We start from the raw sequence: 7207 nt of genomic DNA, 5'->3' as shown, positions 1-7207 counted from the left end.
GAGTTACCATTTCTAACTCCTTCTCTCCATCAGTTGTTTTTTCTATTTTACTTCCTTATCTAACAAAAGAGGGATTAGAAGCCTTTTTGTGTGATGGGTTGAACAGTTTTTAAAAGTTGAACTTCAGTGGCGAGAAGTTGAACTAAGTTGAATGTATAAGTTGAACCTTTAGTTAAAACTTTATAATCTCTTGCCATGTAAGTGCTGTGGGTTTTAATATTGTTTTTTATGAAACAAAAATTGGATTTTTAGTATTTATTATTTTTATTTGATTTTGTTTTTGATTATAATAAAGTTCTTAATTTTATTTTTGGCGATTTTATGCGTTATTGGCTTGATACTGAATTTATAGAAGATGGACAAACTATTGATTTAATTTCTGTTGGGATTGTTGCTGAAAACGGGCGTGAATATTATGCGATTAATTTAGACTGCAATTTTGGTAGGGCTAATGATTGGGTTATCAAAAATGTTTTTCCGCATTTGCCATTTGCAATTTCTGAATCTTTCTCTGAATTAGATCAATTTAGTGCTTGGCAACAAGGCTTTAGAAATAAAAAGACTATTGCTAAAGAAGTTGTTGAGTTTGTTCTTTCTGCAGAAATTAATACGCACTTATGGTCTTACGAAGAATTGATTGATTATAAGCTTGATAGGAAGCCTGAATTATGGGGCTATTATTGCGATTATGACTGGGTTGTTATTTGCCAGTTGTTTGGGTCGATGGTAAATCTTCCAAAAAGTTTTCCGATGTATTGTCGTGATATTAAGCAATGGTGTGATTCTCTTGGCAATCCAAAACTTCCTATAAAAAACAAAAGTCATCATGCTTTAGAAGATGCACGATGGATAAAAATGGCTTGGGAATTTTTGTCGGCATATTCTGAATCTTCGTCTGAATTAGATTAATTTAATATTTGGCAACAAGGCTTTAGAATTTTTGTCGGCATATTTTGAATAGTTAATTTTTTCTCGCACTGACTGTGCGGGGTTTTTTTATATTTTTTCTAAAATTAATCTAATATATTTATACTGCATGGCCATTTCCATTGCTTCAAATGAAGCTCTTTTTAAAGACTCGAATATTAGAGGGCGATTTTCTTTCATTGCGGCTTGATGCAGCATTTCAGCCTTTTGTCTAGCCGCATTTTCAGAGATTAAAAGATATTCCGCAGTTCTCGACATTTTTTTCATTCTCGTCACTAAACCCATTTTATGTTTTTTTGTATAAAGCTGGCGTAAAACCTCTTCTCCTTTTGTGCGTGTCTGAATTTTATTTTGGTGCAAAATTTTGCATTGTTTTTAGTGTAGCTTTAAAAATACAAGTATAAGTTACAGTGACTCACTATATGATTCATATTAACAAAGACGATTACGAAGGATTTACGCTTTTATTCTTTGATCTATCAGCTAACAGTCCAAAACCAACAGAATGACGAACATTTTGCGACCAATTGCCCATAGTTGATAGACGCAAGGGGCTAAAATTAGCCTGTCAAATGTCTCAATCATATACTGGCTGGCTTTTAAACTATGCGGTATCTCACTATCGGAATGGAGCTTTATGGTTTGCGATCTATGAACCAAAACTTCATGGCGCGGTAGTTTATGAGTCTTTTAGTCAAAAAGTCGCGATCGCTGACATTATCCCTGTCCAGTTTCGGAATCAGATTTCTGGCGAATTGGTCAGATCAAGTACAAGCAAAGCTTGATGAGAAGTTATACCGTTGCTGGTCATAGTTTAAAGGATAGCTATACAAAACAGCAATATCATTGAAACATTTAACTGACTTGGTTTTGATCTAGATATAGCTAGGCTTGGAAATTGATAAAAACCTCTCGAATTTGCTTGATGTCTCCAAGTTCAGAGATAGCATCATTAATACTGTGATATTTCAACTCTAGAAGTTTAGGTAATTTATCTTGATCAAGTTCCCTTACTCCTTCACAGATGTATTGATCTAGCACAAAATCTAAAAATTCTTGCTGTTTTCCTGTCTAGCGTCAAAAAATCAGGCTATTAATTCGGCTCTTTTATCAGCTTCATTCATGATTTTTGGAGGTTCTGGATTTGCGTTAAAGCACTTTTTTGCTTGCTGTATAAGGGTTTTGTCGATTTGGCATCACTAAAATGGATTTGCGTTAAAGCACTTTAAAATGCTAACTAGCGTATTGTTCTAAAGCGATCGCGTAATATCTGTTGTATAGTTCTACGCATTTTTGATATTTTATGATGGGTTGTCCATATCGGCCTTGATTTGTTAAAGGATTTGGGATGCTTGCCCATTCCCAAGAGCATTCAACGCAAAACTGATAAAGATTGCCTTGATCTACATATTTTAATGATTTCCGCTTTTTGTCGATTAGCCAGAGGGCTGCTTGAGTTTGAGAGCGTGGCGAAAAGTCTGGCAGTTTTAAGGCTTCACTTACAGTTCTCTAGGTCGAGTCAAGGAACTGATAAGCACCTGCGGCTGTTGATGCGAGTCCATTTGCTTTTATAAGAATGTCTGGATGTTTGCTGTAATCTTTAAAGGTTCGTCCCGAAAAAATGATGTTAAATCCTGTATCTTTGTCATCAACTGATCGATCTGTTCCTTCGGTGTAGCGGATTAGATCTAATATTGCTTCCCGTCTGGGAGTTAATTCGTATTTTAAGGAATTTGGTTTGTAAGATAATGGGGCTTGGCTTAAAAGTTTGTTGGCGGTTGTTTTTCCTAAAATAAATGGATGTTCTAAATAATTATCTTTTTTAAAATTGATGAAAGCGTTGATAGTTTTTTGGCCAATGATCCCGTCAATTTCAGATTGATTAGAAAGATAGCCTGTAGATACTAAATTCTGTTGTATGTTTTTGATCAGTTCAAGGTCTGATATTTTGCGAATATCTTGAGCGTAATTTGTGGGGATGGAAATAAGTTTCATTTTTCAAGTTCTGATAGTCGTTTATCAATTGAGTTTAATTTTGCTTCTTCAATTTGCTGTTGTAGTTCGGCTTCTTTCCGAGGATAGACATTTTGATTGATCGATTGTTTGAGTTCGCCTAGATCGTCTTGAATTCTCTGATTTTGCCCTTCTATTTGTAATATTCTGCCATCTAAGTGCATGACACCAGTCAGGAGCGAAATGATGATCCCAAAACAGGCGGCGATCGCTCCGAGCCAATCAGCTAAGGCGGTTTTTTTGGTTGATGGTTCATCAATAATTATGCGTTTTTGAAAAAACATTTTTTTTTGATTTTATATTCACATGATGAAACACTCATTAGAAAATGCTCAGAGGTTTATGTAAAGCACTGAGCATTTGTAATTTGAAATTATTAAATAGATTTTAGGTAGTAATGCAACGAGTGACATGAAAAAAAATTTGTTTTTAACTCGTGCTTTTTGGGGTGTTGTTTTTACTCTTTTTTTAGCGGTTGAACCCAAGTTAGAAGAGTTAGAGCGAAAAAGATTTACTTTAAGTGATTGGCTAAATATTGCTGGTGCAATAGCGTCGTCTGCGTTGGTAATGATGGATTTTCATGCGGAAAATTCAAAAATGTACACACCGAGATGGCTACCAGGGCGTAATTCCGATTCAGAAAATGAGAGCAATTAAACGGAGTTTTTCTTGTGTTTGATGATAGTTTATATTTGCCAGACTTGATTGTACAAAATGCGGCAATTGATGGAAGTCAATTAAACTTTACGATTAAAAATATTGGTGGTGATTGTTGTTATTTTTCCCGTGTTCGTTTATTTGGTTCGTCTAATGATACTCTCGATAATTTTGATGTTGGGCTTGGAGGATATTCTATTACTCCTTTAAAATCAGGAGAGGAAATATCAGGAAGCTTATCTATTAATTCTCAATGGCGCAGTTTAGCTAAGTTTAATGATTTCATTCTTGTGGCAGACGGCAGAAACAAAATTCTTAAGAAAGACGAATTAAATAATGTTTTGTCTGTAGGAATTTCAAATAAACCAGACCTCCTTTTATCTGGCTTATCCGTCGGTACTGGAAATAATGTGACAAAAGGGTATGGATTTGTACCAACTTATACCCTAAGAAATCAAGGAAACGCCGTAGCTGGAACCTCTTTAACTAAATACGTTGTATCAAAAGATGCCATTTTAGGAAATGCTGATGATATTAATCCCACATTGTTAACCAGCAGTACAGTTGATGCGGGGTTATTAGCTGGTGCTACTCGTGTTGAAAACAATGATTATTTGGTGATTTATGATGATTTAACTCCTGGAACATACAATCTTTTTGCCATAACCGATAGTACAAATACAGTGGCTGAGGGAAATGAGACGAATAACGTCACCAGTCTTGCTTTTAACTTTGCTCTCCCACCACAACCCGATTTTACGGTTGAAAAGTTTGCGATTCAAAGTAGCGCTGCAGTCGGAAGTTACCTCAATGTTTCCTACACAATCCGTAACATTGATGTTGCTAATGTCAGTTATAGCCACATGACTTTTTACTTATCGACGGATAATGTGATTGATAGCTCTGACATTGCCTTGGGTTATCACATGGTGTCGAGTGCTACTCCCTATAATGTTCCAATTTTAAGAGAGCGTAGTCTGTATCTAGATCCGACTAAAGTTAATGCTGGAACTTATAATTTAATTGCAATGGTAGATCCCTATAATGGAACACCAGAAAGCAATGAAGCAAATAACACACGTTCGGTAACGGTTACGATTAATCCGTTGTTACGCCCAGATCTTAAGATCGCAAATGCAAATAATGTCAGCAATCAAACCCTTAATACAGGTTCTTTAATTACTGTTCCTTATACCATTTCTAATACTGGTGGTGTAGTCCAAAGAAGTCAAACTAATTTCTATCTTTCGACTGATGCGGTTTGGAGTACTAATGATATTCTGATTGGTACTCATCAAGTTCGTTCTCTTACATTGAATCAAACCCGTAATGAGTCAGCGAGCTTATACATCAATCCTAGCGGCTTACCTGTCGGAAACACTCCTTATTATTTAATCTTTAAAGCGGATGCGGGTTTAGTCGCTTGCTTTGAAAGTGACGAAGCTAATAACTCTTTTTCAGTTCCAGTAACAATTGCTAATTCTGGTACAACAAGCTTTACGAGTGCTAAAGGCTATGGTGTGGTTAATGCCGCCGCCGCCGTTAGTAGCGCATTAGGTGCTTCCACCTTCGCTGATGTATCAAATACCTGACGGGGTGACGAAGCGGTTAAAAGCTAGCAGCAGTAGGGAATGTGCGGTAAATGTGGTAAAAAAGAATCGATCTAGATAATTGAGCAAGACCGAAAAGAAAATAATGTTACCTGAATTGTATCGCACTCATTTGTCAAGTCAATTAAGTCAAGCCCAATTATTAACTCTAGAAATTTTAGTTTGGCTACTGCAAGTTCACAAACAAGTAAAAATTGAGCGGGGCGTACAAGGTTCGCCGTGCGGCGGCGAACACAGCCCCTTGAGATTAGCTGCCTATTTCCCTTTACCTATTAAGTATGAGAGCTTAGGAATACTCCTAAAAATAAGGGAGCTTTTAAAAGGTTAGTCTGTTAAATAAATAAGTAATCTATGAAGATGAAAGCTCCCTTATTTTTGAGTTCGTTCTACGTCCGTCGGCATATTCAAAGGTTTTTGAAACTACCAGTTATGTCAGTAACATTAATCTGGCTGCCCTTGATTGAAGAGATAATCAAGTTAAAATTTAAGAAAGGAGAAAGATTATATTTAGCGATAGATAGAACGCAGTGGAGTAACAAAAACTTGTTGACGATAGCAGTGATTATTGAAAAAAGAGCGATTCCGATTTACTGGCAATTTTTAAATAAGAAGGGAGCCAGTAAATTAGTCGAACAACAAGCGTTAATTCGTCCCGTTTTGAGGCTATTAAAAAGTTATGAACTGGTCGTGTTGGGAGATAGAGAATTTCACAGTGTTGAGCTGGCTAAATGGCTATATTCAAGGAAAGTCTATTTTCTTTTCCGTCAAAAGAAAGATACTTATATTCAGGAAAAAGGAAAAGATTTTCAAAGGCTAGATAGTTTAAAGTTTACTTCTGGTGCAAAACTTTTTTTAACAAACCTTAAAGTGAGAAAAGAAAAAGGATTTTCTCAGGGGTCAATCGGGATTTACTGGAAAAGAAAATATCGAGGTAAGTTTGAAGAGCAACCTTGGTATTTAAGTAGCGAATCTTCCGACCTTAATAGAAGCGGTGAAATCTTATAAAAGGCGTATGGGCATTGAGGCCATGTTCAAAGATTGTAAAAGCGGTGGTTATAACTTGGAAAGCACGCAAGCTTCAATTGAAAGAGCAACGCGGTTGGTCTTATTAATCGCCATAGCCTATACATTTTCGACTTTAAAAGGGCAATCAATTCGTCATAAAAAACAACAAGAATACATCTGTCGCCTACGAAAAATTAAGCAGACACTGACTAAAAACAGTCATTTTTGGCGCTTGTTTGTATGGCGATGTCTGGATCATTTCTCAAACATTTATGAAGGATTGCGTAGAGAAATTAATGGAACTTAATCTCAATAAACTGCCATTTTATCAGAGGGGGTTAAGAGCCATGAATCTTATACAGAATGCCCTTTAAGCTTCTCGTCACCCCGTCAGTCATCCCCACTCAATGTCATGCACGAGCGCGAGCTATCCCTATGGGGTCGTCGGTTAGTGCATCTTCCTCCTCTGTGCAAGCTTAATCCTCTCTATGAACAGATTATTAGCCTAAGATTCCGCGCACTGTATTATCTGGCAGATGAATGTGGTGAAGATGTACGCTGTTATTGTTAGAACTTTCTGCTACCAACTATCATTGTCATTACACGCCTATTCCTCAAACGCAACCTTTTCGCTTAGGTTAATCAATCTCTTTTCAATAATTTTAACGGTAGCTTCGCTCTTTGACTAGGCACACCCCTCAACCCACAGCACTTCTGGGAGTTTTCCGACCCGCCAACGAGTCACTTTTTTGCCATCTGTCTTGAAAAGGACACGGTAGCTTTGCTCTTGAAGCTCTTGCGGCACAAAAATTAGATAATGTCCAAGTGGTTCGTATTCATGGGGTTCTACTTAAATCTGACCCGCATAAAGCGATTTAATCTTATTTTCGCTGTCTCCTACCTTCGCTCCACTGAGGGTAAGTAACAATGCATAATTAATTGTATATTTGTGGTAAGCTTTTAGTGGCTCTAGTTGTTGCTAGTAGGTAAAAATT

Annotated in this window: 11 protein-coding genes and 1 pseudogene; 8 read left to right on the top strand and 4 right to left on the bottom strand. The window is 36.7% G+C overall.

Annotation, left to right across the window (positions count from 1 at the left end; genetic code table 11):
* Positions 1–321 precede the first annotated feature (321 nt).
* Positions 322–909, top strand: coding sequence for a 3'-5' exoribonuclease domain-containing protein (locus C7H19_RS24670; RefSeq protein WP_106459555.1), 588 nt, complete (start codon positions 322–324; stop codon positions 907–909).
* An 87-nt stretch (positions 910–996) separates the two neighbouring features.
* On the opposite strand, the gene C7H19_RS24665 is transcribed toward C7H19_RS24670, so the two are convergent.
* Positions 997–1287: a hypothetical protein gene (locus tag C7H19_RS24665; RefSeq protein WP_106459554.1), complete on the bottom strand. Its 291-nt coding sequence runs from the start codon at positions 1285–1287 to the stop codon at positions 997–999.
* Positions 1288–1499: 212 nt separating this feature from the next.
* On the opposite strand from C7H19_RS24665, the gene C7H19_RS24660 reads away from it, so the two are divergent.
* The gene (locus C7H19_RS24660; RefSeq protein ID WP_106459553.1) at positions 1500–1712 is read left to right on the top strand and encodes a CRISPR-associated protein Csx3; all 213 of its coding nucleotides are present in this window, start codon (positions 1500–1502) and stop codon (positions 1710–1712) included.
* A 100-nt stretch (positions 1713–1812) separates the two neighbouring features.
* On the opposite strand, the pseudogene C7H19_RS24655 reads toward C7H19_RS24660, so the two are convergent.
* The 3 genes and pseudogenes from C7H19_RS24655 to C7H19_RS24645 form a co-directional block, all read right to left on the bottom strand.
* Positions 1813–1980 (bottom strand): annotated as a pseudogene (locus tag C7H19_RS24655) (type I restriction-modification enzyme R subunit C-terminal domain-containing protein); the annotation flags it as partial.
* 456 nt (positions 1981–2436) lie between these two features.
* On the bottom strand, positions 2437–2922 hold the full coding sequence (locus tag C7H19_RS24650; protein ID WP_106459551.1) for a lysozyme family protein: 486 nt from the start codon (positions 2920–2922) through the stop codon (positions 2437–2439).
* Positions 2919–3224, bottom strand: coding sequence for a hypothetical protein (locus C7H19_RS24645; protein WP_106459550.1), 306 nt, complete (start codon positions 3222–3224; stop codon positions 2919–2921). Before C7H19_RS24645 ends, C7H19_RS24650 begins: the two co-directional genes overlap by 4 nt.
* Before the next feature lie 127 nt (positions 3225–3351).
* Here C7H19_RS24645 and C7H19_RS24640 point away from each other — a divergent pair, with 127 nt between their 5' ends.
* The 6 genes from C7H19_RS24640 to C7H19_RS24615 all read left to right on the top strand — a co-directional run bounded on the left by C7H19_RS24640 (position 3352) and on the right by C7H19_RS24615 (position 6783).
* Positions 3352–3597, top strand: coding sequence for a hypothetical protein (locus C7H19_RS24640; protein WP_106459549.1), 246 nt, complete (start codon positions 3352–3354; stop codon positions 3595–3597).
* 14 nt (positions 3598–3611) lie between these two features.
* Entirely contained in the window at positions 3612–5189 is a 1578-nt protein-coding gene (locus tag C7H19_RS24635; protein ID WP_106459548.1) for a CARDB domain-containing protein, read from the top strand.
* 103 nt (positions 5190–5292) lie between these two features.
* Positions 5293–5535, top strand: coding sequence for a hypothetical protein (locus C7H19_RS24630; protein WP_106459547.1), 243 nt, complete (start codon positions 5293–5295; stop codon positions 5533–5535).
* A gap of 86 nt (positions 5536–5621) precedes the next feature.
* Entirely contained in the window at positions 5622–6212 is a 591-nt protein-coding gene (locus C7H19_RS24625) for a transposase (RefSeq protein WP_181280742.1), read from the top strand.
* Positions 6199–6519: a hypothetical protein gene (locus C7H19_RS24620; RefSeq protein WP_146136594.1), complete on the top strand. Its 321-nt coding sequence runs from the start codon at positions 6199–6201 to the stop codon at positions 6517–6519. Before C7H19_RS24625 ends, C7H19_RS24620 begins: the two co-directional genes overlap by 14 nt.
* A 105-nt stretch (positions 6520–6624) precedes the next feature.
* Positions 6625–6783: a Mo-dependent nitrogenase C-terminal domain-containing protein gene (locus tag C7H19_RS24615; RefSeq protein ID WP_106459544.1), complete on the top strand. Its 159-nt coding sequence runs from the start codon at positions 6625–6627 to the stop codon at positions 6781–6783.
* Positions 6784–7207 lie beyond the last annotated feature (424 nt).

Origin of the sequence: Aphanothece hegewaldii CCALA 016 (assembly GCF_003007785.1) — a bacterium.
GTDB classification, from domain to species: Bacteria; Cyanobacteriota; Cyanobacteriia; order Cyanobacteriales; family Microcystaceae; genus Chroococcus; species Chroococcus hegewaldii.
The sequence above is the reverse complement of the archived record's forward strand: the minus strand, read 5'-3'. Positions and strand labels throughout refer to the sequence as shown.